The organism is Streptomyces sp. NPDC047072 (genome assembly GCF_040643855.1).
Classification (GTDB): domain Bacteria; phylum Actinomycetota; class Actinomycetes; order Streptomycetales; family Streptomycetaceae; genus Streptomyces.
In genome coordinates, this window is record NZ_JBEYVC010000074.1 from 17137 (window position 1) to 38757 (window position 21621).

Here is a 21621-nt window from a genome sequence, read left to right on the forward strand (position 1 = left end):
TCGATGGGGTAGTCCAGCAGTGTGGGGCGGATGGCCTGCGTGTAGGTCCGCACTTGGAATGTCCCGTTCCGCTGTCGCGACCTGGACCTTCTCAACTGTCTCAATTGAGGGCCACTGCTACTCCGTCTCACGATCTTGTCCCGTGTAGCCCGCACCCGCTAAATGCGCTGCGGATCAGCCGCGGGGCGGTACGGCAGACGATGACGCTCAAGTGGGCGTTTCCTCATCAGTGTTGGCCATGACAGCCCCCACGGACTCGCTGCGAACGGACGAGCCGTCGGCGCGGCCCCTGTGGACAGGGCCGGTGGCCCTGACATGACCGCTCCGACGGCGCTTGCCCGGCACGGCGCCCAGTCAGAGGGAGCAGGTCAGGCATGTGGCGACTGAGCTGGTGCGTCAAGGCGGAGATCCCGGGCGGAAGCACGCCGCCGTAGGTGCTTGCGCACTCGCGGCCAGAGCAAGACAACCACGGACGGGAGAAGGAAAAGGAGGAAGACGACAATGATCGAGTTGTCCCAGGGGATCAGGGGCTCAGTTATACCGGCCTCGTCCGTCCGCGCTTGGGGGGTATTGAAGGCGAAGCCCCCAGCGAAGAAGATCGCAAAGATGGTCCGCGCCACTCCTGCTCGCTGGCCAAGGTTCCACAATGGCCCGACGAACACGAGCGCGTTCACGAGGAACGCGAAACTTATTGCGGATGTGAACATATCGCCCAGAAATAGCGCCGTGCCGAATCGAAGTGAACCGACACACAGCAGCAGGGTCACCGAGATGAGGTTCATTGAGTTGAACCAGCGCCTCAGGCGCCGAGGGCCGGCTGCCGGGGCGAGCGTGGCCAAGACGAGGCCCAGTCCAGCCAGGGCAGGAGCGATCATAAACGCGAGCCTTAGGGGTAATCCGTCGAGGCTTGGCGAGAAGACCCCTGAGAGCCAGAATGTCAGGAACCCGATACTTCCCGCTGCTATGAACACGGTGTCCGTGAGCTGGCCTGGTAGAGTCCGGCGCGCTGTCGGCGCACTCTCGTTCTCTGGCCTGTAGCTCTGACGCAGACCGGCAGGACGGATGAGCGCGGCAACCTCCGCCAACAACTGCGGGTCGGGGTCCAGCAACCCCAGGGCGGAGTCCTGTTGGGCGCGTGACGGCGCGCTCTGGAGTGATGGTGCGAGGGCTTTCAGCCGGCGGTGCAGGGGCGGGTGGGAGTCGCGCAGTGTTCGGTGCCATGGAGCGGGGACCTGCGGCGTGGACGGCTGCGGATGGTCGAGTGTGAGGGCGAACAGGTGGAAGAGCTCACCGGTCGGCAAAGCGCCCTCGTGCTGGGCACGGGCGAATTGTCTGGAGAACCGGGCCCACGCGGCTGCGGTCGTATCGGCGCGGTGCAGAGCGGCCGCCATGGTTTCGGCACTCCATATCTGGGCTGCTGCACGGTCTGCGGCGTATTCGTGACGGCGCCTGATGAATAGCGTCATCAGGTCGTAGACCCAGGAATAGCCGGCGACGGTCTGCTTCTGCAGCCATGCCATGCCTTTGAGGAGACGGTCGACCGGGGCGACATCGCTGGTGGGCAGTTGCTCGCGGCTCAGGCCCATTCGTGCGACGCCGAGCAGCGCGGAGCCGCGGTAGACCGACGTGCTGAAGGTGGCGTGCCGCTGTGTGTAGTGCGCCAGTTCGTGGCAGAGCACAGCGCCGAGTTCCTGGCGGGACAGTCCCGCCAAGAGGGGCAGTCCGATGCAGATCTGGCGGATACGACGTGAGCGCCGGAGGAATCTGCGGACTTGGTGGACGGACGCGGTGGGACGGCAGGTGAGCCAGATCCTGTCCGGTGGCGACGATCCTATCGCCTCGGCGGCCTCACGCACCGCAGCATGAAGCCCCGCGTGGGTGGTTGAAGGCACCCACGTCGCGTCACGTGGCAGCCCGCCGGTCCGAAGGATCTCCCGCAGTACCCGAATGTCGAGGACCAGCAGAGGAAAGACGGCGGCCGAGACGAGGACCGTCAAACCGGGCAGCAGTAGGAACACTGTCAGCGAGGCCACCATCACCGCGAGCCAGGCGGCAGAGAAGGCCAAGGTGAGCGCCATCCCTCCGATGACGAGCGTCCCCGCCACTACCTGGAGCGCGATCTCCTCCGCATACCGCCGAGCCGCTGCACTCGGGGACCTCACGTTGCCTCCGTGTTCGGGCTTTGAGCGGCTTTCGAGCGGATCACCGCGAGCCGGCGCTGCTGGTCGGCCTCAGCATGGGCGTAGCTTGCGGCCATTACCGTGTACGTCCTACGCAGCAGGCCAACGAGCGGGTCTGCCCCCGGCGGCGCAACAAGCGGCCGCCCAAACACGACCGGTGCGGGCTGCAGTTCGTTTCCCGCGCCTTCCTCGCTACCCAACCCGAGGATCTCGCATAGCCGGGAGCGCGCATTGCGTACAGTCACACGAACCGTCGAGTGGCTAATGTCCAGCGTCTCGGCGATTTCCTGTCGGCTCCACCCGAGGACGTACTCGAGCACCATGATTTCACGTTGACGGTCGGGCAGTTCGGCGAGGGCGTCCAGTACCTCCCGAACCTCTGCGTTGGTATGGGGATCAACTTCCGGAGCGGTCATGGGAGTTCCCTCCTTGATGTTGTTCGCCCGCTGCCACCACTTTCGCCGTGCCTTGACCAACCGCTGTTTCATGACTTTGCGCACCCATCCCTCGGGGCTGTCGTAGCCCTGATGGGTCTCCCAGCGGATCAACAGCTCAACGTAGGCGTCCTGGATCACGTCGTCGATCTCGCTGCCGCCCTCGGGCCACAGCATCCACGCTGCGGCCCGCAGGTGTGGGTACGTGTGCTGGAAGAACGCATTGAACGACGCGCCCCTCCAATCGTTTCCGTCCGGCCTCTCTACCCCCGTCACGCCTTCGGCCCTTCCTCCCGGCATCGCGGGCACCTCTGCCCGGTGCTGTCGGTGCGGTAGACAACTTCGACTCTGTGCCCGTACGTACGACTGGTACGACCCGGCCGCCGTATCCGCGCAAGCCGGAGCACCTCCCCTGCCAACGTCAGCACTGCTGTAGCTGTCTCCAACGCCATTGCCACGACCACCAACTGTCCTTCCCTCGATGAGCCTTCACCACAAGACAGCCGCGACACGCCCAAGGCGTTTACTGCCGTTGTCGAACTCATCGGAGGTGGCGTCGCAGCGGTCGCGGCAGAGGTGGCCGCGCGGGCCCAGAAGTGGAGGCTGCCCGAGCCCACCAGGATCAGCCTCAAAGAGATGCATGGCGGGTCCGCATCGGCAGCCTGTCAGCGGCACAAGTTCACGCTGCTGCATCATCGGCTCCCCGCCGGACACCACGATGATGGTCGGCCGGTGCTCGACGTCCAGCAGGCTCCGCAGGCGGGCCAAGACCTCGGACGGCTCCATCAGTATGAACCGTGCGCACACGGGATCATCTCGCCCGCATTGATGTCTGCTGCGAGACTTTGCTGCACGAACTGGGGAGTCGCAGTGCGCGTATTGGTGTTTTGGGGGCACTGAATTCTTCTACGATCGTCAATGAGTGAGGCGCAACCTGAATCTGCAATTCAGGGGCTGGCACGCGTCACTGCAATGGCAGCCAAAGCCACGGCCCATCCTAATCGCGCTCTCGGTGACGGGGAGAATTCCTGTGGGTAAACCATCACGTGCTGTTCTTAAGCGTGCAGCCGCAGTAGGCATCCTGACCATCCCGGCCCTCATCGGGATCGGCGGAACAGCCAACGCCACCGGCTCGAACTGCAATACGGCACCTGGACCCGGTACATGGAACAACGTTTGTGTGACCGTCCACGGGACTGGCGTGTATGTGCAAAGCGTTGAGGTGCACTACGACTCGACGACGGCCCCGTACTTCCCGACCTCGTTCTGCGGAGTGGTCCCACACGTTTGGGCCACAGACAACCTCGGACAGCCGATTGACCAGTACGGCCCGGCGGCGTGTGCCGAAGGGGCCGTCGTCTGGTCTTTCCCTCTTCGCACGGAAACGCTGTACGCCGGCTCCTGGGTGTGTGGGGCGGTGAGCTACGGCGGAGCTTCAAGCGACCCGACGTGCGTCTGGGTCCATTTGTAGAGGAGTCGGATCCTGTTGGAGGCCGTAGGACCGACGTAACGGAGGGACACGAGCATGTGCAGGAATAGGACGCGGCGCGGGCGGACGGCGGCGCTGGTAACTGGAGCACTCCTGTCGGGGGTGGCCGCGGTGACCGTGACCACGATCGGATACTCACTCGCCGGGAACTGGGAACCGAACAGCACCGAAGCGGCCCTGGCGGGCAACTGGGACCCCAACACCGCCCTCGTCGTGTCGCCCGGTGACCGTGACTACGTCGTGCCTTCCGGCTTCCAGGTGAGCTGACTGTGTCGACGACGTCAAGGTTCAGCTCGTCGCTGGCGCCGACGATCCGGTACGGCTGTGTGTTGTCAGAGGCGAACAGCTCACCGGGTTTCAGCTCCGGCTCCCGGGCGTCCTGGCAGACCACTATCCGGCCCCGGTGATGCAGGGTCAGGTGCATCCACTCCTGATCAGTGGAGCTGATGCTGGGCCTGTCCCTGGTCACCGTTGCGGGGTTGGCCCGGATCCGGGTGATCATCGCCGCTCCGACGGCGGTGTGGCCGATCAGGGCGCGGAAGGCCGACAGGCCGGGGTCCGACGCGCAGCGGGGCGAACAGCGACGAGACAGCCGTCTCGAACCCCTCCGTTCCGCACAGCCCGAGGCCCTTGCCGTCTGTTATGCCGATACCCCCGCCGGCGATCGCCCAGCACTCTACTGCGGTGATGTGCAGGGAATGGAGAGTCACCGTGCACGTAGTGGTGCCCGCGCCTCAGCCCTCCGCCCTACGCTCGGCCCTCTGAGTGCCACCGGCGCCGCCGGGCGTGGCCCGTACACGGAGAATGACGATGTATCACCCTTCCTCACGCCGCTCCTCCTCGGACATGGACCCGGCCTTCGCCCGGGGCTGCGTGATCGCCCTGCTGGTGATCCTTGTGCTGGCGTGCGTGGGCCTCTACACGGTGGGGCCGAAGGACACGCTGGGCATCGGGCTCGTCTCCTTCGTGGCGCTGTGTGTCCTCGTGCCGGTCATGGGGTTCCTCTTGAGCGTCCTGAAGCCGCTGGGCAACGGAATCCTGCGCTTCACCCTGTGGCTCATGCGGATTAAGTGACCACCGCGTCGTCGTACGGACAGAGGACAACGGACATGCACGGACGCGAAATCGGCCGGTGGGAGGCCGTCGCCGCGGGCGGTGTGCTGCTCGTCGTGGGCTGGCTGGTCATCGCATGGGCGCTGCGCAACGGCTACCACGCACCGGGCGTCGAGTACACGGGTATCCCGTCCTGCGCGGGCCGCGCGATGAGCCCGGGCGAAACCTGCGTCACCAGCGGCCGGACCTGGAGCGACTGGAAGACGTATGAGGAAATCCTCACTCACGACACGGCGTACGCGAAGTCCGACGCCTGGCGGAACAGCGAGCTGGTCGGCGCGTTCGGCGCGGTCCTGGTCTTCGCAGGCGCGGCCATCGCAGGCTTCCGAGGCGAGTTCGAGCGCCGCGCCAACACGGGGATCTTCCTGACGACCGCCCTGGTCCCCATGCTGGGCGTCACCGCCACGGTGGCTTGGCTCCAACTCCGCGTCCAGGACGCCTCGTCGGCGCCGGTCGGACTGCTGGGCGCCTACTGGCACCGGGGCGTTCCCTATTCTGCGATCGTCACGGGTGCGGTGGTCGTAGTGGCTGGGCTGGTTCACCTCGGCGCCAGCGCCGAGGGTCAGGGCCGCGCACCGGTGCCACAGCGGCGGCCGGAGGCGACCGGGGCGGCGGAGCGGTAGAAGGAGTGGCGGCCGACCAAGGCCAAGGCCAGCGTTCCAGACACCGCGACACGGTGCCCACGGGTCAGGGGCAGCGGCTGTCGTCGTCCTCGCCGCCTGGGTCATGTACGTCCGGACGCGAAGGTGCCGGTCGCGGTGTTCTCCCGCGGGCCGCCTGCTCATTGCGCGGCTGCGGCTTCGAGGGCCTGGCGGAGATGGCCACTCTCGGGTTGCCCCGGCCGGCCCGGCGGGGTGCCGTAGATCCGGCAGACCAGCGACGGCGGGGAGCCGGTGAAGCCGGGCCGCTCGGTGTCGGCCTGGCCGTCGATGACCCGGGTGGTGGGGGCCAGCCCGGCGTCGTCCAGGGCCTGGCGCAGCCGTTCCTCGGCGAGCTGCTGGTGGGGGCAGCCGGGCACGATGAGGACGACTTCGATCTCTACGTCTCCAGGGTCGCGCTTGCCTCCGCCATGCGGGCCCGGTGATCCGGGTGGCGACTGGCCGCCGAAGCCGAGGATCTCCGCCTCGTTCCGCGGGTCCCCCTCTTCGGCTTCGGCGAGGGCCCGGTAGACCGAGGCGACCGACGGGGACTAACTGGCGTTCTTGCCGATCTTGATGGTCAGTTTGCCCGCGATCTCCGGGACTTCGGACGGTCGTGTCGTTCTACCGGGTCTGCGACACACCGAGGGGCACAGACCCATACTGCAGGATGAGAGCCACCTCATCGCTTCCGTCCGTTCCGGGCCGTGCTCATTACTGTGCGGCGCAGGGGGCTTACCGCAACGGTGTTCAAGCGCCGTCGTCGGCGCCAAAGGAGTAGGGCCAAGGGGAGGATGAGCGCCGGGAGGAGACGGGTCCCCCAGGTGGCTGCGGACACGGACTTCTCCGTCGGTCCGAGGTCGGCGGCTACTTCACGGGGGGTGGGAGCCCCGAGCCAGACCGTGTCTTCAGCGCCAGTGGCGACGGGGGTGCGGAGGGAGTGGTCCACGCTCCCGGGGAGACTGCTGAAGTCTGTGCCGAACGTGTCGTCGGAGACCTTTCGGATGGGAACAGTGGTGAGGTCGACTCCGCCGTAGACGAACCTGTGGACATAGGTCGTGCCTCCACTGGTGGTCTTGTCCGTGACCTTGTACTCGCCCTTGGTGTACGACTCGACGTACTTGTCGAAGGTGTCCCGCGGCTTCCAGTTCTGTGTGGTCCGCCAATCGTCGATGTCGTCCGAATCGATGAGATCACTGTATGTGGTGTGCTGTGTGAAGCTCAGTTCGCGGTACCACTCGGCGGCCACCCGGGCGAGATAGACGCGGCGCAGGGCCGCGTACTCGGGGGCCGTGTTGATGGCCTTCTTGAGCTTGGGCAGGATCAGTGTGCGGAATGCGCGCTCGTTGTGGTTCTCGGTGGCCCGGTCTTGGCGGGGACAGGTGGGAACATTGGCGGACTTTCCGGAGGCCGCCAGGTAGTCGGTCTCCATCTTCACATCGAGGGGAGCATCGAGGATGTACAGCTTGTCGCCGTCCTGATGGACCGTCGCGGTGGCGGGGACGATCCAGTTGCGGAAAGACAGGCAGTCACCCTGGACAGCATTCCAGAATTGCTTGCCGAGCGCGGTGTGCGGGTGGACGAGCTTGCCTACGGTCTTCTTCATCCGCAGGTCGGCTTCCAGCAGGACCCGTCCGGCGTTCGTGCGGCCCAGCTGGTCGTCGACGATGCGGTCCGGCTCGGTGGGGTTGAGGTTGACCCAGAAGTCCTGTGGGTTGAGGGACAGCCAGACGAAGAAGGCGTCGGAGGTTTCTCGGGCGGTGTCCAGGCCGGTCGACGGCTGCAGGTCGCCGTTCGTGGGGTCGAGGCGGGCAGTGAAGGAGTACTGCAGTCCGCTGCCGTCGCCGGGGTCGGACAGGTAGCGGAGTTGCATGCTGGAGAAGTCGATGCCGCCGGACTTTGAGGGGTCTTCCGCTAGGGCCTTGAGGAGGCCGCTGTCGGCTGCCGCAGAGGTCGCCTCGCAGGTGGATCCCGCTGCGACGGACTGCGATACGAGTGTCAGTCGGGCAGCGAGGTTCTGGTGACTGCAGGCGCCCCCCTGGCCGGTGCTGAAAAGCCGCCGAGCCTCCTTGGCCGCCTCGTTCTTGCGTCGGACTTCCTCGTACTTCCGCTTCTTGTTCTCCTCCTTGAGGTCGGCCATGCGCGCCTTGGCCACGGCCACCTCTTGATGGAAGACCGGGTCGCCGTCCGTGGCGTGCGATGCCTCACTGAGGAGATTCCGCAGCTTCATCGAGTAGCCGGGGTCTCGGTAGACCGCCCCGTAGAACAAGTCCGCATCGGGTGGCAGTTGGGGAGTGCATATGCTGATGCAGGGTGAGAAGTCGGCGTAGATGACGAAGAGACGACTGGTCGGCACATGCAAGCCCAGCGTGTCGGCCAGGACGCGTTGCTCGGCGTGCTTGCCTTTCAAGACGATCTCGTTGTTCTGCCAGACCGAGCGATCGTTGGTCCTCGTGATGGTCATGAAACGTTTGATCTGCGGCCGTTCGTCAAGTCGGAGCTCGTGGTACAGGGCCGGATTGGTCGTCTTGAGCTTCGCGACGTTGAAGACCTCATGGCCTCGGGTCGGGACGTCATCGAACCTTGTGATGTCCACGAACCCGATGGCCAGCACTCTTCCCGTGTTACTCGGGCTGGAGAGGTTTCTTGCCGCACGTTCGACGTACGCCATGCGCCCGATGGGGTCTTGGTGCATGTCCGGTACTTCCGTCCCGCGCGCGGGTTTCGAGCCGTGTGCCTGTGCCACGGCGACGGGGGCCGGCGCGGTCAGGGCCGCCGTGAGCGTCAGTATGAGGGCCGTCAGGGTGCGGAGCAGAGCGGTGCCTGGCCGGTTCACCGCTCGTCCTCGGTATTAGGCGGCTCCTCTTGATCGAATACTCGGTCGATTAGCTGCAGATCGGTTGTGCCGCCCGAGTCCGACCGGGCCAGCGCACGGGCTGCCCAGAGCCCTGCAGTGAGGACGATCAAGACCCACACCGCGGCGGACGCGCCGCCGGCGACTGTCTCGGGGCAGGTGCCGATCCACAGGGGGAGGCCACCGTGGTAGGTGGGGGCGGCGCACTGTGCTGAGGCGGACGAGGGCGTGCCGAGAACGAGAGTGGCTGCTGCGGCGACCAGTGTGGAAAGCCGCACGATACGAGAACCGGTCATGACAGCGTCTCCTGGGTGGGCAGCGAGGTTGATTGCGCAGACGCGGGTACGCCCTTCAACTCCAGGACCCGCTCCCTGAGCTTTGCCTCCTCTGGGATGTAGGAGTCGGCGCCGGGGCGTTCGCGGTGCCAGTGCTGCGTGGCGAGATCGAGCTGCGCCTGTTGGAACCGCAGGAGGTGGCGCAGCCCCGCCGTGCCGTCGCGGCGCCACACGCGCAGTTCCAGCAAGAGGCGGCGGCGCGGGGAGAGCAGCAGGCCGATTTCCGGCTCGGTGACCGCGCCGAGGCCGCAGACCGCCTCGGCGTGCAGGGCACGGGTCAGCCCCACCGCTTGAGCCCTGAGCCCGCAGCGCAGAATCAGCGCGTACAGCGCCACGAACACCCCTGAGGTGATGGCCGTCATCACGGGGATGCCGACGAGCAGTCCGAGGGTCTCGTTGGGGTACCAGTCCGCCCTACGTCCGTCGAGGTGCATCAGCACCACGTCTGCCTCGAAGTGCCCGCCTGTCGCGGCGAGCAGCCCGCCGCCGATGGCCAGCATCCGGTCCCGGCGCGAGAGCAGCCAGCGGGTCGCGCCGATTCCGGCGCCTGCGAGCGCGGTGAACGCTACGTGTGCCGTCAGCAGCCCGACCACCTGCCGGTCCCAGAGTTGGGTGAAGCGGTGCGCCGGGCTGACCAGGCTCAGGTAGTGGACCGTCTCCGTGAGGTTGAAGCCCAGGCCGACGGCTGCTCCGAGGACCACTCCGGAGACCACCCCATCTACGTGGCGACGGAAAAGCACGAAGAGGACGGCCACGCCGGCAGCCTTGCCGAGTTCCGTCACGACCGCCGTACCCAGGGGGAACAGGGTGTAGAGCTCACGGACGCCGTCCAGGGGGCGCTCCCAGGGACCGGACATGAAGTAGCCCGGCACGGACCGCTGCATCCAAGTGATCATGACGAGGCCGAAGCCGCCGCCGATCAGCACACCCCACCCGAAACCGGCGGCCAGCAGCCATCCGGGCATGCGCCGATAGAGCTGCGCCCGGTGGACGAGGAGCAGCGCCGCCAGCGTGGGGGGCAGGCAGAGCAGCAGTTGCGGCAGGTGACCGCCCAGTCCGGCCAGTGGCATGACTGCGAACGGCAGCAGCAGGGCACCGAGGATGCCGTACTGGCAGGCCAGGACGGTCTGTTCGGTCGGAACCGGGCGCTCCGGCACGCCGCCACGCCGGGTGAGCAGCAGGCCAAGGCCGAGCAGGGCGGCGACGCCCCAGCCGATCAGGAGCACGACCCGCGTCACCCGGAAGGGCACCGGCTCCGGCAACAGGAAGAACTTGATCCAGGTCGTACGCGAGGTGAGCTCGGGCGCCGACCAGAACAGGATCTGGCCGGCCGCGTAGACCGCGGACAGCACCAGCGCCACGGTGATCGCGCCCGCCAGCCCGTACCGGGGCAGGCGCGCGGGTGCCTTGCCGGGCAGGGTGGAGGCGGCTCCGGGTGCCGCGCTCATGACGCACCGCCGACCTGCGGAAGTTCCGGCAGATCTGGAAAAGCGGTGGGCAGGCTCGGCACACTGGTCGGCAGATCCGGCGGCAGCGATGCCCCCGGATCGGCGGTTGATCCACCGGTTGGGTACCCGGTGGGCATGGTGCTCGGCAGACCCGTCAGCCCCGGCAGGCTCGGTAGGTCTGTCGGAAACGGCAACGCCGGAGTGCTGGAGAGCCCCAGACCCAAGGCGACAGCGGCGGCCACGATCCCGATCCCCCCAAGAGCGGTCATGAGGCGTACGTAGGGCCGAGGACCGAACTCGGGCGCGCTCTGCGGTCGTTGTGCTGGGGTTGCCCGGTCGTCGGTGGCCGGGTCACCTGGCGGATCGGCTCTCTTTGCGGCGGATTCCATGGTTACCTCCCCGAGGCGGTGCAGGATGCGCCGATTCCTGAGTGCAAACTATTCAGCCGGATGTTTCGTTAGTCAGGATCTTCTCTGCTGTGCTGCGCCCCAGAGCACATGCACCGCCGGGGAATTTGTGGGATTGAACTTGGAGGTATAGGTAGTAAGTGTCCGACACTCCCACCTGCACATTGCATGAGGTATTGGAGATTTTCAGGGCGCTTGCCGGGTATCCCTTGATGGTTTCGGGTTTACCTCCCTGGCGGAGGCTGAGCCATGCGACGGTTTCAGGGCCGTCCGTATCTTCATGGATTTGCACGTCGACCGTGCCTCCGGAATCGGTCCAGTAGCAGTTGGCCGCAGTCTGCTGCATCGGGATCCCCATCATCTTTGACTTATCTGAATAGAGGCCGAGTGTTCTGGCCTGTTCGGTGGTGAGGAGTTTGCACGGCTTGACGTCGGCCAGGTTAAGGGGCTGCACGTCAAAATCCTTGATTGATTTCTTGTTCATGAGGGAAGATGTGGGCGCATCTGACGCATTCTTTCCTCCCGAACTCTCCTTCGCCCTGTCACCACATCCTGTAAGGATTGCCGCCGCAGTCAGCAGTGCCACGCAGCGAAGCCTGTGCCGCATATCCGTCCTCATCTCACCTGTCTCATCGCTCGCGCAGTCAGTCTTCAATTGGAGGTGTGGGTGCGGGGCTTGTGTTCGTCCGGGGAAAGGGAGAAGCCTCAAGCTCATGCCTGCTGGCAAGGGGCAGAGGGGCGACCGTGACGTTCTCCGGTACGGCTGCACGGTTCAGGAGGTCGGGAACGTTGCCTCCCGAGATGGTCGCCCTGGGCTGCGGGGCGCCATGACCGTCACGGAAAGCGCAGGTGCTGCCAGCTTCAGCATGCGAGGAAGGGTTCCCGTTGCGTTCTCGTCCTCCGGTGGCGATGCGGGCTGCCGCAGATGACCGGGACGGGAGCCGATTCGAGGCGTTCCCCCACGACGCTCCGGACTCGGCTGGCGGTAGAGCAGGAACCGCCGTTGTGTGCGAAACGATCGAATATGTGATGGCCTGCACGGCGAAGACAGCCGTGGGCGGGACCGCGTGTCGCATGCTGCCCCCGTTGTCGCAGGCTCCGGGTTTACGAAGCCGTCGTTCTTCCCTCACTGGTGCTTTGACCGCAGATCATAGGAACGGGCGGAGACACACAAGCACCAATACGTGCACCGTGACTCCCCAGTTCGTGCACAACGCGACAGTAGGATCCCAGCGCAGGCAGGTATCGCAGGAGTGCACCAGCATGACGGACAGCAAGAGTTCCCTTTTAAGGGGAATCGAGTCGTTCGAGGCGGCGGCCTCGTCCTTGTTCGCCCCGCTGCGGGTGACCGATCCCGGCCCACCGGTCTTCCGGGCCACGGTCGACCACACGGCCATCGGCCCGGTGACGGTCACCCGCATCTACGCCACCGCCGCGACGGTCACACGGGGCGGCGACAGCATCACCTCCACGGACCAGGAGTTGATGCACCTCACCTTGCACCACCGCGGCCGGCTCATAGCGACCCAGGACGACCGGACCACCGTGCTGAAACCTGGTGAAATGTTCGCCTGCGACAACACCCGGCCCTACCGGCTCATCGGTGCCGCTCCCAGCGACATGACCGTGCTCTGCGTGCCCCGGACAAGCCTCGGCCGGCACGCGGACTCCATAGGCCGGCGCACAGCACTTCCCGTCTCCCCCCAGTCCGGGGTCGGCAGACTCCTCAGCTGCACACTGTCCGGACTCCACGAGACCCGCCCCAGCCAGGCACCGGCACGCATGCACCTGGCGGACGCGGTCACCTCGCTGCTGCTCGCCGCTTTCACCGACACCACCCCCGAGGTGGCCTCCGTCGCCAGTTCCCTCGCCGACCGCATCCGCGCCTATGTGCTGGCAAACCTCGACGACGACCAGCTCAGCGCCGAAGGGGTTGCCCGCCTGCACCAGATCTCCGTCCGACACCTGCACAAGCTTTTCCAGGGTGGTGACCTGACCTTCGCCGCCTGGGTCCGGCATGAGCGGTTGCTGCGTATCCGCCGCGACCTTCTCACCCCGGCCTTCGCCGACCGGTCCACCGCCGCGATCGCGGCACGGTGGGGAGTGCTCGACACCAAACACCTGGGCAGGGCGCTGAAACGTGAGTTCGGTGAAAACGTCAACGACTTGCGCCGGAGACATAGGGAGAGCTGAGGGCGACGTACGGACCACTACTGACGAACTCCGGCGCCCGCACTCGATCCCGAACCACCACCGCGTCGGTGATCACCGGGACGTTGGACCCGGCACCCCCGGGCCAAGGGTGGTGGGCGGTGCTGATGTTGAACGAGCTCTGTCGCACCCGCGACCGCTGACCGACGTCCGCAACGCCTTCCGCGTCCTCGCCTTCAGCTACTGCCGGTCGTGGGTGGCGAGCTGGTCGGCGTACGGCTGGGCGGCGGCGAGGACCTTCCTCCCGAAGTCGGTCAGGCGCATCCGGTGTCCGCACTGGCCGCGGATCAGCAGTTGACCTTGGAGGTCTTGCTCCAGGTGCTGGAGCTGAGGGGTCAGGGCGGAGGGGCTGATGCCGATGTCGCGGCAGAACGCCGCCAGCGTGGGGTAGGCGGCGGCCTGGAGGAACCGGTGCAGCCGCCGCTGCCCGGCGTAGGTGCGCACCGAGGGCTGCAGGAGGGCGGGAAAGCAGTCCACATTCGGGGCGTCGTCCGGGCTCCTCGCCCGCACCCTTCGCTTGGTGCCCACGGTGGGTGAGCGCCGAGGCGCCGATCGCTGCCAGGTCTCGCGCGGCTGGTCTACGAGGGTGTGAGCCCAGCCTTCGATGGCCCGCACAACTTCTCTGCCGAGACGGGTGAGTTCGAGTTGCCGGCCTCGGCCCGCGCGGATCAGCAGGGGGCCGCCGAGGTCGGACTCCAGCCGCTGCAACTGCTGGGTGACGGTTCCCTGGGAGAGACCGTGAGTGCGGCACGCCTCGCCGAGGGTGGGGTACCGGACGACCTGGAGGAAGATGCGCAGTCGTCGGATGGCGTAGGTGTTGTTCAGGCTGGGGCGGATCACTGCGGGTGCCGACGCGAAGTCGTACCGCGCCTGCTGGGGTTGCCTGTTGTTCTGCACCGGGATCCCATGGCCGCGTGCACGGGCTGCCACGGCTGCTCCGCTCATGCCGGTCTCGCGCCCGACGTCGGCCAGCGTGCGGCCCTGGACGATGTACTGCTCATGGAGCCACTGCTTGTCCAGCTTCTTGCGCTGAGTGGTGGAGCGTCGGGGGATGCCGTACTCGTCCGAGAGCGCGGCCAGGGTCTTGCGGCTGACGCCCGTCTCGCGCTCGATCTCTGTGAACGGGCGGTCCTCGTCCACGTACAGTTGCTCAAGCCGGTCCGTGGGAAGGAGTTCCCGGGCCAGGGGCACGCTCGTGATCACGCGGCCGGAAGCACGTGCCCGGATCGCCTCGATGGACAGGTCGGGCGTGGGCAGCGGGTGTTGGGTCGCGACGTAGCGAAGGCTCCTCAGGTCGGTGCCGAGCGCCTGTGCGATGGCCAGAGGGGGTTGCCCGGCGTTGACGAGCGTGCGCAACTGCTCGATGTCGAGGCGGGCGGGGTCGGGACGGGGCAGATCGAGGCCGTCCAGCAGACTGGCCGGCGGCTGCCAGAACACCGGTTCGTCCTGGATGCCGTTCCGATCGAGGAACGCGCGGCCGATCTGGTCGAGCCCGTCGATCAGACCGCGGGTGAGCAGAAGCGGGAATCGCCCCCACCGGGTCCTGAACGACAGAGAGTTGTTCGGAGGATCAGGCATCTGCGGGTAGGGCAGACCACTGATGCGCTCGAACAGGAAGCACCGCGCGGGCTCGAAGCGTTGACTGGCGCGGGGCGGCAGCAACGAGCGGTCCCACACCTCACGCCACTCCTCCAGCCGGAGCAGACCGGTGTAGTCGAGGCGCCGACGCCGCGCGTAGTCGATGGGTACATCGTGGCTGTCGAGGTAGGCTACCAGACTGATCAGGGCGAGCTGGATCCCTTCGTAGCGGGCGTCGTCGCGCAGCGCCTGCAGCGTGTGCGTCAGGATGGGCTGGTCGATGAGGTCTCCGAGTTCCTTGACGGCCGCGGCGAGTTCGATCCGGCTGTTCACCAGCAGCAAGCTTGCCGCGAGCGAGGCGGCAAGGTGGTCGCGCACCTGAGGGACGGGGTTGAGGCGAACAGCCCACAGCGGCCAAATGACGCCGGGGATCTTACGGGCCCGGGCGGCGACCTGGGAGGGCGTGGCGGTCGGCATCGACGGGGTGGGCAAGGCGGTGCGGTAGCGCAGAGCCGCGTTGGGCCACAGGGTCGGCGCGACCGCCGCCAGGTGGACGGATTCCAGCACCGGACTGGTGTGGCGGCCCCAGGCACGGGTCACGGTCGGGCTGGCCCAGTAGCCGCGGTCCACGATGGCATCGTGGAGCTCCCGCATCCGGGGAGCTGCCTGGCGGCAGTCGGCTTGCCCGAGGATGCTCCAGGCGGCGGTGGCGCCCGCGGCGGCCGTCGCCACGTACGCCGGGGCCGCCCGTCCGGGGTCGACCGGCGCGCGCCGCTTGGCGTTGCTGAGGCTGCTGTTGTGCTCCCGGGCGTGAAGGTGCGCCTGGACCAGCTCTTCCGGGACGAGCCGGGACATCCGGTACGACGGCATGTGGAACAGGACGCGGCGGGCGATGCCCTTCATGTCGGCGAGCACCGACAGGGAAGGTTGCGGATCATGGCTGTAGACGCCGAAGGAACCAATGCCCTGGATGACGGCGTCGAGCAGGTCCTGCTGGGCCAGTAGCGCGGGGTGTCCGGCGTCGACGACCGGGCTCTCGGCCTCGGAGAGCGGGTGCAGGCAATGGAACCGAGGGGCCCCGTCGGCCTGCGGCGAGCCCACATAGTCGCACCGGCCAGGCCGTGGAATGAGCTGGGAGGGGTACGGGCGCATCCGTTGGCGTGATCCGCACCGGGGGCAGAAATCCACCAGAAGCCGCCGGTGGGTGAGGCAGGCGAAAGACCAGCCGAGGCGCCAGCGCAGCGGCCAGCGTCCCTCGTTCTCCCCAAGGCAGTCCGGACAGAAGCGTGAACCGCTGCCGGCGCTGCGTCCCCACGCGAGAGACCGGTTGACGCGGCGGCGGGCGTGATCCACGATCAGGGCTCGCTCGTCGAAGTGCGCGAGCGTCATCGCGTGCAGGCGCTCGCGCGCGATGCCGGTGGCGTGGGCCAGGTGGTCGGCCTCGCTTGGTAGCAGCAGCGTCATCCACGGTGCCCAGCCCAGGGGCTGGGCACCCTCCTGGCGCAGCCCGAGGGCGACCAGCACCTCACCCATGGGGACCCGCAGTTGGGCCGCGACCACTTCAAGCCACGAGTCCAGGGCCTCACCGTCGTACGGGACGCACCGCAGCGGCAGGGTACGCGATTCTCTCACTCGCCCGTCTTCTTGGGCTTCGCCCTGCGGGGACGGGGCTTGGTCGTCATCGTCCCGCGGGCGAACTTCTCCGCGAGGGCCTTGCGCGCCTTCTCCGCCGCCGCGTCCAGCTTCACGTGATCGAGGAGGTCCTGATCGAGGACTTCGGTGCCCAGGCGGGCGGCGCGCTGGCAGCCACGGTTGATGAGCGTCATCAGGGAGCCGATGTGCCCGCTGCTGCGGATGTAGAGGTAGTCGGACAGGTCGTCGGCGAGCATGCCGGGGTATGCCTGGCACAGCACGATCCGCTGTTCCAGCCCCAGCAGCAGCTTGCGCCACTCGACGCGGTGCTTGTTGTTGCTGACGGTGAAGGGTTCCATCGTCAGGGGCGTCGTGCGGCGTGCCGTCTGGGCGAGGGTGATGTTGCCGCGGGCGTGGGCCTCGGAGTACAGGCCGCGGTTGGCCAGATCGACGCCGATGAAGATCAGGGTGACCGGGAACTCGTTCGCGATGTACTTGAAGTGGTTGCTGACCTCGGTGCCCGTTTTGTCCTGCCATTTGAGGAAGTGCAGGTCGTCGATGATCAAGACCCTCGTCTCACATTCCAAAACGCAGTCCAGGGCGCGCTGCGCGAAGAGCGCGGCGGTGCCGGTCCTACGGCCGGGGTGCGCGTAGTACTCGAGCAAGGACCGGTTGAATTCCTTCATGCCGATGTTGCTGGTCAGCCCGACCCGGCAGACCGGCCACCGCTCGTGCCCGGCGGCGGTGAACTCTCCCTGTCGCGCGATCACCTGCCGGTGGTACTTCAGCGCGAAGTTCAGGACCGCGGTGGTCTTGCCGAGGCCGGGATGGGCGTCCACGGCGACGGCACCCTTGGCCTTGTCGCCGTCCTGCTGATTACTCGTGATGATGTCCCACAAGTCCTCCTGCAACGCCTTGAGTTGAGGCGTGGCGAGCGGTCCGATGTTGGCGTGCCACACGGACCGCTCGTGTTCGTACTCCAGCAGCGCCGCCTCGCCCAGGTCCGCCTTCTGCTTGAGGGTGAGCAGCTCCGGCCGCTTGCGGGGCGGCGCCGTGGCCATCGCCCCCAAGCCTTCCTTGCGCGAGAGCGTCAGGTTGTCCAAGTGCGCGATCTCGGGCTTCTCGGGTTCCGCGGGCGGCATTATGCGTCCTCCATGGCGTCGTCGTAGAAGTCCTCAGCGGTATCCGGGCTATCGAGCTCGTCGTCCTCGTCGTCATCTCCGGCCACCAGGCCCTCGTACGGCTCGACCTCGTCCGTCGTCGGCTCCGCCGTCCCGTCCTCATCCGGGTCGTCGGTGGCGGTGAGGATCCGGGCGACAGTCGGCAGCGCGCGCATGTCGTCCTCGGCGGTGTCCGGCAGGTCGAAGGCGGACTGTTCACGGGCCCGGCGAAGGGCCAGGCGCCGCTCGGCCATGGTCAGCCCGAGGCCCAGGTGCCAGCGTTCGAGGAGTTCCGCGACCGCAGTCTCGTCATCGGGATAGGGGTACTTCTCGCCCGCGACCTTCCGGGCGATCTCGATGGCACCCTCGCTGATCGGGAACTTCTGCGCCGGGGCGTGTTCCCACTCCAGGGTGTGCCAGCTACGGGTGTCCGGACGGCGGAAGTAGACGTAGTTGATGTTGTCCGGGTCAACCTGGACGGGCCACAGTCCCTTGGCCTTGGGGCCGGTGTACGGGCTGGTCTCGCCCCGGTAGCCGTCCAGGCCCGGGCCGTTGTAACGGCACTTGCGGATCTCAACGCCGTAATGGTGGGTCGGCTTCCACTCGGTCTTCAGGAACTCGAAGCCGAGCGCCGGATCCCGGGGCACCTCGATATAGCCAGCCCGAGCGACGCCGTGCTCGAACATCTTCGCCGGAGACAGACGCACCCCCGGCGCGTACGCGTCCACGAGCCCCCTGTGCGGCCTCAAGTGATACACGCAGGCCACCCATTCCCGGATAATTGCCTCCAACTCGTGGAGGAAGAAGAACGCCTGGTCCTCCGGCCGCTCGCCCCGCGAGAACAGATCCGGGCCCTTGTAGCCGGGCAGCACCTCAAGCGGTCCCTCGCGCAGGGTCTTAAAAAATCTTTCGATCGGTCCCTTGTCCCGGCCCGTTCGAAGCCGGGCCGGTTGGATCGACACGCCGAGCCGCTGGCAGACGGACGTGATGTGCTCGGAGATGTAGGGCTTGCCGTGGTCGACCACGATGGTCTCCGGCACCAGCGCCGGGCTCGCGACACCGCGCTTCTTGACCTTCTTCGCCTTCCCTTCTTTCTCCTCTTCGGGTTCGAGAGCCTCGCGCTCGACGAACACGGTGCGGGGGATACCGTGGTCGGGCCACACCGCGTACGCGGGCCAGTCCTTGCCGGCCGGACGGGGCCGGTAGGTCTGGAACATCACCGCCGCGACGTCGATCGACGACGTGGACACCGGCGTCACCCTGATCCCCGTCACACACCTGTCGTACCAGTCCATCGCGACCGTAAGTTCGGCCTGGACCCACTTCATCGTGATCGGGTCCATCGCGAAGACGTCCAGGCGCGTGGTGTCCATCAGCAGGTACTCGCCCGGCCTCGTGGGCCGCAGCTTCCCGTACGCACCCGGCGGCCGGCCGGCGATGTCCCGGTTGCGCTTCGAACTCAGACGGAACGTCGGCAACCTGCGTTCCAGTTCCTCGAGCCACCGGTACGCCGTCGCCCTCGACGGCAGCTTCACCTCGCCCTTGCCGTGCCGGGCCACCAGGCGGGGGCCGACACTGCGGATCACCTTCCCGCGGGTGGGCTTGGAGTCCTCGCCGTGCTCAGCCATGATCTCCAAGGCCATCTCCACCCACCGCGGATCGGCCCGGCCCAGCCCGCCCATGTCCCCACTTCCGCGGTCCGGGCCGCCGTACACAAGCCCGGCCTCCCGGTCGGTGTGGAAGGCACTGACCCACCGCTTGATCGTGCGTACGCTCACGCCCAGCTCCGTGGCCTTCGCCTCGTACCGCTGCAGCTTGGGCACGGTGGACCCGTACTGTGGCCGGGGCTCGCCCGCTTCCGGGAATTCGGCATTGCCTGAACGGAAGCCGCAGAGCACCTCGTTGATGTGGGCCGCACGCTCCCTGACCTCGGCAAGCGCCTCATCGCCGAGCTGAGCGAACAACACCGATGCCGTCTCGCCGTCGTCGTCCGCCTCCGGGCCCGGCCCGGTCGCGATGACCGAGGCCCGGCCGGAGGCGAGAACTTCACGCAGCGACAGCCGGAAGCGCCGGTCCAACCGGTCACGGACCAAGACCTCGTTGCCGGCCGCCGAGCCGAACATCTCCTCCACCACGACGGCTTCCCCGTCATACATCAGCCGCGTGCCCACTCCGACACGCACAGCGGCTCCGCTCACACGCCCTCCCCTCCGTGCCCTCTGGATCAGATGGACCTGCTCGTCCTCTTCGTCGTCGGGCTCGCCCGCTTCCACCGGGCGGGGAAGGTCGCGTCGCCCGGCCCCGAGCACCGAAGCTGGCCCCTGGCGCAGCACGTGGCGCTCGGACAGCACTTCCGTCAGGTCCGTGACGAAGTGCTGACACCACAACAGCCGCAGCACAGCGACCCGCACCCGCCATTCCGGATGGTGCGGAAAGGCGCGAAAGGCATCGCCGAGTGACGCCCCGTACAGGTCCGCCTCCCGGATCTCGGCGAGCAGTTCCTCGTCGAAGAGCCAGTCGCGGCGATAGCCCGCAAGGAAACGCAGGTTCGCCAACTCCGCTTCCGGCGGCTCGGACCACACCTCGAAGTCCCAGCCACGCGACAGAACGACCTCGCGGGCCCAGCCAAGTGCGAAGTTCACCCTCGGCCGGGTGAGCAGGTGGCGCGGCTTGACGTCGACGACCAGCGGCACGCCCTTCTCGCGCAGCACCAAGAAGTCGGGGACATGACGGCGCCGACGGCCATCCACGGTGGTGGACAACAGGAATGGCTGCGCATAGACGGCCGTCACGGCCTGGTCGAAGTCGGCGTAGAGCAGGCGCGTCAGTTCAAGCCGCGACTCGTACACGACATGGTCGCGCATGGTGGAAGACCAATACGTTCCCGAGTAGTGCTTCTGGCCGTCCCGCCACCGAAACGTACGCCACGGCAGCGACGGTTCGAAGACGTCAACACCTGTCGTCGACCAGACCAGGTCCTCGTCGATCTCCCCGTCCAGGAGACGGAGACTCATCGTGACTTCGCCGACCACACGCGACATGACCCACCCCCGAGCAGCGAGAGCGGGAAGCAGAAATCCCGGCCTCGATCAGCTGCGACGTCTCCACGATCAGGTTGGAGAAGGCCGCTGCATAGATCGAGACCAGGATCAGCACTACGACGAGTGAACGATCAGACAGGAGTTCGTCTCACTGCGACGTCCTTTGGGCCGGACAAGGGCCACGGTCAATGAGAAAGGGACATCCGAAATGCGAACCTACACTGCGCGAGTGCCAGCAGTTCGTCGTCGACACCTGCCCGCGGCAACAGATATGCGTGGATCACCTCCATTCCGTCGCCCCATGGCTCCCCTTGGAAGCGCGGTGTGAAGCGTTCCATCGTCTTCTCCTCGTCTCGATTCGTACGGCGTTCGAGGGCCGCCGGTCCAGGCCGTTGGCCAGGGCTCAGCAGGGTAAGCGGATGTTGGTGGTGGTTGGACGTTCGACGCGTCTCAGGTGCCTCGGACGTCGCGCCCCAAGGCGGCCGAGACGGCGCGCTGATGGACGAGACCGGTGCGCACGAGCCGGGCCTCCGGCGTGAAGCAGTCCACGATCGTCATGTGGTTGGCGGCCGGGCAGATGCCGCCGTCCACGATCACCGATGCGGCCACGCCTGTTGCCTCCAGGAAGTGGTTGACCTCGTCGAGGGTGACGGCCGGGCCGGGGTCGTCGGGGCCGGCGTCGCCGGAGATGTTGACCGTGGTCGCGGCGACGGCCGCAGTGGAGAGGGACGCCAGCCGGCCGAGGAGGCCGGAGTCGTAGGTGGTCAACGCGGGGGAACCGACGGCTGTATGCCGAGCGGCTTCGGCGGGATCGCGCCACGGCAACAGGAGCGCGAGATCTCCGGGCCAGAACTCGTCGGCGAGCCGCCTGGCCTCCGCCGTGAGCTGGAAGCGTTCCTCGCATGCCTCCAGGGAGGGCAGGACGAACGCCAGGGACTTGCCGGCAGGGCGCCTCTTGCCGTCGAAGATGCGCTTGCAGGCATCCGGGTTTCCGGCGTCGGCACAGATCATGTACCAGCGCTTGGTCGGTACGATCACCAGCTCGCCGGCCTCGATCGCGCGGGCGGCGATGTCGAGGTCGGTGGGGTGGATCAGGCGCAT

At 67.1% G+C, this 21621-nt stretch carries 16 protein-coding genes and 1 pseudogene; 4 read left to right on the top strand and 13 right to left on the bottom strand.

Annotation, left to right across the window (positions count from 1 at the left end; translation table 11 throughout):
- Positions 1-368: 368 nt before the first annotated feature.
- The 3 genes from ABZ896_RS27970 to ABZ896_RS27980 form a co-directional block, all read right to left on the bottom strand.
- Entirely contained in the window at positions 369-2078 is a 1710-nt protein-coding gene (locus tag ABZ896_RS27970) for a M48 family metallopeptidase (protein WP_360934823.1), read from the bottom strand.
- Positions 2079-2158: 80 nt separating this feature from the next.
- A complete protein-coding gene (locus ABZ896_RS27975) occupies positions 2159-2890 on the bottom strand; it encodes a sigma-70 family RNA polymerase sigma factor (protein WP_360934826.1) in 732 nt (243 codons plus the stop codon).
- 213 nt (positions 2891-3103) lie between these two features.
- Positions 3104-3400 (bottom strand): hypothetical protein, encoded by a 297-nt coding sequence (locus ABZ896_RS27980; RefSeq protein WP_360934829.1) that lies wholly within the window; start codon positions 3398-3400, stop codon positions 3104-3106.
- 820 nt (positions 3401-4220) lie between these two features.
- Between ABZ896_RS27980 and ABZ896_RS27985 the strand changes: the two genes are divergently transcribed.
- Positions 4221-4370: a hypothetical protein gene (locus tag ABZ896_RS27985; RefSeq protein ID WP_360934832.1), complete on the top strand. Its 150-nt coding sequence runs from the start codon at positions 4221-4223 to the stop codon at positions 4368-4370.
- Between the two features lie 52 nt (positions 4371-4422).
- Here the strand turns inward: ABZ896_RS27985 and ABZ896_RS27990 are convergent.
- Positions 4423-4695, bottom strand: a pseudogene (locus tag ABZ896_RS27990) (AraC family transcriptional regulator); the annotation flags it as partial.
- Positions 4696-4913: 218 nt separating this feature from the next.
- Between ABZ896_RS27990 and ABZ896_RS27995 the strand changes: the two are divergent.
- Both ABZ896_RS27995 and ABZ896_RS28000 read left to right on the top strand, forming a co-directional pair.
- Positions 4914-5177, top strand: coding sequence for a hypothetical protein (locus ABZ896_RS27995; RefSeq protein WP_360934835.1), 264 nt, complete (start codon positions 4914-4916; stop codon positions 5175-5177).
- Between the two features lie 35 nt (positions 5178-5212).
- The gene (locus ABZ896_RS28000; protein ID WP_360934838.1) at positions 5213-5839 is read left to right on the top strand and encodes a hypothetical protein; all 627 of its coding nucleotides are present in this window, start codon (positions 5213-5215) and stop codon (positions 5837-5839) included.
- A 158-nt stretch (positions 5840-5997) separates the two neighbouring features.
- Here ABZ896_RS28000 and ABZ896_RS28005 read toward each other — a convergent pair whose 3' ends face one another.
- The 5 genes from ABZ896_RS28005 to ABZ896_RS28025 form a co-directional block, all read right to left on the bottom strand.
- Positions 5998-6234 carry a hypothetical protein gene (locus ABZ896_RS28005; protein ID WP_360934841.1) on the bottom strand — a complete coding sequence of 79 codons (237 nt, stop codon included), beginning with the start codon at positions 6232-6234 and terminating at the stop codon, positions 5998-6000.
- 302 nt (positions 6235-6536) lie between these two features.
- The gene (locus ABZ896_RS28010; RefSeq protein ID WP_360934844.1) at positions 6537-8525 is read right to left on the bottom strand and encodes a hypothetical protein; all 1989 of its coding nucleotides are present in this window, start codon (positions 8523-8525) and stop codon (positions 6537-6539) included.
- 161 nt (positions 8526-8686) lie between these two features.
- Complete coding sequence (locus tag ABZ896_RS28015) at positions 8687-9004, bottom strand: hypothetical protein (RefSeq protein WP_360934847.1); 318 nt, start codon at positions 9002-9004, stop codon at positions 8687-8689.
- Positions 9001-10491: a PrsW family glutamic-type intramembrane protease gene (locus ABZ896_RS28020; protein ID WP_360934850.1), complete on the bottom strand. Its 1491-nt coding sequence runs from the start codon at positions 10489-10491 to the stop codon at positions 9001-9003. The genes ABZ896_RS28015 and ABZ896_RS28020 overlap by 4 nt, the downstream gene beginning before the upstream one ends.
- A 441-nt stretch (positions 10492-10932) precedes the next feature.
- The gene (locus ABZ896_RS28025; protein WP_360934853.1) at positions 10933-11484 is read right to left on the bottom strand and encodes a DUF3558 family protein; all 552 of its coding nucleotides are present in this window, start codon (positions 11482-11484) and stop codon (positions 10933-10935) included.
- A gap of 677 nt (positions 11485-12161) precedes the next feature.
- On the opposite strand from ABZ896_RS28025, the gene ABZ896_RS28030 reads away from it, so the two are divergent.
- On the top strand, positions 12162-13091 hold the full coding sequence (locus ABZ896_RS28030) for a helix-turn-helix domain-containing protein (RefSeq protein WP_360934856.1): 930 nt from the start codon (positions 12162-12164) through the stop codon (positions 13089-13091).
- Positions 13092-13289: 198 nt separating this feature from the next.
- Here the strand turns inward: ABZ896_RS28030 and ABZ896_RS28035 are convergent, their stop codons facing one another.
- From ABZ896_RS28035 to ABZ896_RS28050, 4 genes are all read right to left on the bottom strand, one after another.
- On the bottom strand, positions 13290-16319 hold the full coding sequence (locus ABZ896_RS28035; RefSeq protein ID WP_360934859.1) for a LysR family transcriptional regulator: 3030 nt from the start codon (positions 16317-16319) through the stop codon (positions 13290-13292).
- Positions 16316-17461 (bottom strand): TniB family NTP-binding protein, encoded by a 1146-nt coding sequence (locus tag ABZ896_RS28040; protein ID WP_360934862.1) that lies wholly within the window; start codon positions 17459-17461, stop codon positions 16316-16318. The genes ABZ896_RS28035 and ABZ896_RS28040 overlap by 4 nt, the downstream gene beginning before the upstream one ends.
- Complete coding sequence (locus tag ABZ896_RS28045; RefSeq protein ID WP_360934865.1) at positions 17461-20493, bottom strand: TnsA-like heteromeric transposase endonuclease subunit; 3033 nt, start codon at positions 20491-20493, stop codon at positions 17461-17463. The genes ABZ896_RS28040 and ABZ896_RS28045 overlap by 1 nt, the downstream gene beginning before the upstream one ends.
- A gap of 477 nt (positions 20494-20970) precedes the next feature.
- Positions 20971-21621 carry a Sua5/YciO/YrdC/YwlC family protein gene (locus tag ABZ896_RS28050; protein WP_360934868.1) on the bottom strand — a complete coding sequence of 217 codons (651 nt, stop codon included), beginning with the start codon at positions 21619-21621 and terminating at the stop codon, positions 20971-20973.

Coding starts and splice junctions, on each gene's coding strand:
- ABZ896_RS28040 (WP_360934862.1), bottom strand. CDS start 17,461: ATGCCGCCCGCGGAACCCGAGAAGCCCGAGATCGCGCACTTGGACAAC.
- ABZ896_RS28015 (WP_360934847.1), bottom strand. CDS start 9,004: ATGACCGGTTCTCGTATCGTGCGGCTTTCCACACTGGTCGCCGCAGCA.
- ABZ896_RS27995 (WP_360934835.1), top strand. CDS start 4,914: ATGTATCACCCTTCCTCACGCCGCTCCTCCTCGGACATGGACCCGGCC.
- ABZ896_RS28045 (WP_360934865.1), bottom strand. CDS start 20,493: ATGAGTCTCCGTCTCCTGGACGGGGAGATCGACGAGGACCTGGTCTGG.
- ABZ896_RS28010 (WP_360934844.1), bottom strand. CDS start 8,525: ATGGCGTACGTCGAACGTGCGGCAAGAAACCTCTCCAGCCCGAGTAAC.
- ABZ896_RS27980 (WP_360934829.1), bottom strand. CDS start 3,400: ATGGAGCCGTCCGAGGTCTTGGCCCGCCTGCGGAGCCTGCTGGACGTC.
- ABZ896_RS28000 (WP_360934838.1), top strand. CDS start 5,213: ATGCACGGACGCGAAATCGGCCGGTGGGAGGCCGTCGCCGCGGGCGGT.
- ABZ896_RS28050 (WP_360934868.1), bottom strand. CDS start 21,621: ATGCGCCTGATCCACCCCACCGACCTCGACATCGCCGCCCGCGCGATC.
- ABZ896_RS28020 (WP_360934850.1), bottom strand. CDS start 10,491: ATGAGCGCGGCACCCGGAGCCGCCTCCACCCTGCCCGGCAAGGCACCC.
- ABZ896_RS28030 (WP_360934856.1), top strand. CDS start 12,162: ATGACGGACAGCAAGAGTTCCCTTTTAAGGGGAATCGAGTCGTTCGAG.
- ABZ896_RS27970 (WP_360934823.1), bottom strand. CDS start 2,078: ATGGCGCTCACCTTGGCCTTCTCTGCCGCCTGGCTCGCGGTGATGGTG.